We start from the raw sequence: 3156 nt of genomic DNA on the forward strand, positions 1-3156 counted from the left end.
AGGTAAGGATGTCGAGATCAAGCATTAGTGGATGAAATATTGTTTCCTCGTCCCTAAGGCATTGGTTTGATTAAAACCAATGCCTTTAGAAGGTTATTTATTACGCTCTTTCCTTTCTGCGGAAAGTACTAATGCTTTTTCTTGTTGCTCGGGAGTAAGAATGGCAAACACGCTGGCATGGAGTTCGGCGCGTTTCATGATGTTTTTTTCAGCCCTGGTGGCGTGTCTGGCGGCAATAGCGGCTACGGTTTCATAGTAGTCGGCGGCATTAGGGTTTAATTGCTGAATATGTACCCCCCGCTCGCGTTCTGGGCGGTTGGCTTTGGCGTCTTTGTGTAAGGCTTTAATCGCTTCAATTTGATCGTAAGATAGGTCGAGTGCTTTGGTCATGCGCCTGAAGTGTTTTGCCTTGTGCTTATGCTTACTATGTTCTTGCGCGGGGGCGCCTGTGGCCGGTATGTTACTGTTGATATCGGTGTCATTGCTAGGCTGTGCATAGGTATACGAGCCTAGACCTAAAGCTGAGGTGAACACGAGTGAAATCAATATTTTTTTCATCATTGTATCCTTTGAAATTATCGTTTTGAGCACGGTTTGTTGATGGCATGCGTATTGGTTGCTTAGCGCTGAGCTGCATGCCGAACTCAGTAGGGGGTTAGGGGCGTGCATGAAATAACTTCCCGTTTTTGAATTCCTTGGTGCACGCTTGCCTTCGTTAAAAATATTTGCAATAGCCGGCTATTACGCCATATTTTCGCCTCGCCAAGCGTGCACCCACAAAACCAAATTCCAGCAACTTATTTCGTGTACGCCCCTTAGTATGCCTAGGGCTTTTGCAAACTAGGGTTAAGGGAGTGTAAAGATGTGTAAATGTGGCGGTACTGGTGTTGGCTTAAGGTATTGTGTGGTGAGTGAAAACAGAGGTGGGCCCGATGAATAAACGCGTACTGTTAGTGGACGATGATGTGGCATTGTGTGAGCTGCTGACGGAATATTTGCAAACCGAAGGTTTTAGTGTGGCCAGTGTGAATACTGGGGGCGATGCTTTGGTGGAGCTTGGCAAGTGCGAACACGATGTTGTTGTGCTGGATATTATGATGCCAGGGATGAGCGGGCTGGAAGTGTTGCAGCGGGTACGTGCCGATAATGCCATCCCAATTATTATGTTGACGGGGCGCGGGGATGATATCGATCGTATTGTTGGTTTGGAGATGGGAGCTGATGATTATCTTGGTAAGCCGTGCAACCCGCGTGAGCTTGCCGCTCGATTGCGTGCGGTAACTCGTCGATCTCATTCACAAGGGCTGGCGTTAACCTCAGAAAAAACATCAGTGCTAACACTTAATAAAATAAGCCTTAATGCCCAGACGCTAGAGGCGACCTTTAATGGTTCTTTGGTTAATTTAACGGGGGCTGAATTTAATGTATTGCTGGCATTAATGAAATCGGCGGGCCAAACGTTGAGTAAAAAGAATCTCACGCGTGAAGCGCTACACCGTGAGTTCACGCAATACGATCGCAGCATTGATGTCCATGTCAGTCGAATTCGGCATAAATTAATAGACGGTGGCCTAGCGAGTGAAATCATTCGCTCTGTGCGCGGTGCGGGTTATCAAATGGTGCTAGCCGAGGGTGAAGCGTTGTTATGAAGGTGTTTGAGCTTTTTCGCTTTAATCGTATTTTTTGGAAATTATTTAGGGTTATTTGGCTGACACACCTAGTGATGATAGCGGTTGTGGCCTTTGTGATGGCGCATGGTAGTGCGCGTAGCAAGTCTGTACAAAATCATCAGGCGCAGGTTCGATTGTTGGCTGAGGTCATTATTGATGAGTACGAAACGAAGGGGCTGCTGCCGAATGGTAAGTCGAGACTTTTAGTGCAATTAAAGCGTCGCCATCGCATACCCCCCGATTTACAGGTCGATATTCAAGATCACAATGGAAGCTATATTTATAAAAGTCGTTGGCAGAAGGTTCGCAATAAAGGGCCCCGAGATAATAAGGCCAACAATAAAGCGTTAGAGCTCAGCCGCATGATACTGGATGGGGATTATCTTCATCACTATAAGGTGTTTTATTTACCCCATCGGCCGCCACGTTTTATTGTTCAGGCGATAACCAGTTTATTATCGTTACAGCTTGTTCTACTCCTCATTACATCCGCCGTCATTAGTGCCTTGATTAGCTGGCGTATTGTTAGGCCGCTGGAATATCTTGGGCGCTTTGGTCAGCAGTATGCGAAAGGGGTTCGAGATACAAATTCTGCAGTGGGTGCTATAGCTATGGATGCTGCTTTGCTTACACGTGGTGATGAAATTGGTGATTTGGCGCGCGATATGGCTAGCATGGTTGGGCTGGTTGATAAGGCCTTTTCTGTGCAAAGAAGTTTATTGCATGATGTATCTCACGAATTGCGCGCACCCTTAGCGCGCTTACAGGTGGCAGCCTCTTTAGTTGAGGCGCGCAATGGGGCTAGCCTTTATGTGGCTAAAATTCACGAAGAATGTGCCCGTTTAAATGCTTTAATTGATGAGGTGCTTGAACTTGCGCGCATGGATGGCGCAAGTCTTAAGTTAGAACCGATTGCTTTGTTGGATTGCGTCGAGGCTGTTGTGAGTAACGTGCGCTTTGAGTTTCCGCAGCGTCGCATTAAATGTGACTTTTCTCTGCTACCTCTTCCTGCGGATACTGTATTGATGCAGGCTAATAGCAGCGCGCTATCGCGCGCGCTAGAAAATATTATGCGCAACGCGTGTAAATATTCACCGGTCAATAAGCCCATTGATGTTTCCATCGAGCCATCAACTGATCGGGGTTGGATCATCGCGTGTCGTGATTATGGGGCTGGCATGCCGCCGCAAGAATTGGCGTTATTGAAGCAACCGTTTTATCGTGGCGGTGGTGTTATGCATGGTGAAGGTTTTGGTTTGGGCTTAAGCATTGCTGATAAGGCGATAAAGCAGCATGGCGGCGAACTACATTTAGAAAACCACCTTGAGGGTGGACTGCTAGTTCGAGTGATTCTGCGAGGCTAATATTGAAATTTATATTGAGATGGCGTGAATAGACGTGCACGCCCCTAAGGGGCGTGCATTAAATAATTTCCCGTTTTTGAACTCCTGGGTGCACGCTTGCCTTCGTTAAAAATATTTGCAAT

3 protein-coding genes are annotated in these 3156 nt (G+C 46.9%); 2 read left to right on the forward strand and 1 reads right to left on the reverse strand.

The window, feature by feature from the left end:
• Positions 1-93: 93 nt before the first annotated feature.
• Positions 94-561 carry a Spy/CpxP family protein refolding chaperone gene (locus AC3A8L_RS20755; protein WP_487964184.1) on the reverse strand — a complete coding sequence of 156 codons (468 nt, stop codon included), beginning with the start codon at positions 559-561 and terminating at the stop codon, positions 94-96.
• Positions 562-932: 371 nt separating this feature from the next.
• Here AC3A8L_RS20755 and AC3A8L_RS20760 point away from each other — a divergent pair, with 371 nt between their 5' ends.
• Together AC3A8L_RS20760 and AC3A8L_RS20765 are read left to right on the forward strand one after the other, a co-directional pair.
• Positions 933-1649 (forward strand): response regulator transcription factor, encoded by a 717-nt coding sequence (locus AC3A8L_RS20760; protein WP_487964185.1) that lies wholly within the window; start codon positions 933-935, stop codon positions 1647-1649.
• Complete coding sequence (locus AC3A8L_RS20765; protein ID WP_487964186.1) at positions 1646-3034, forward strand: ATP-binding protein; 1389 nt, start codon at positions 1646-1648, stop codon at positions 3032-3034. The genes AC3A8L_RS20760 and AC3A8L_RS20765 overlap by 4 nt, the downstream gene beginning before the upstream one ends.
• Positions 3035-3156: the final 122 nt, after the last annotated feature.

This window comes from Marinagarivorans sp. (assembly GCF_982758155.1).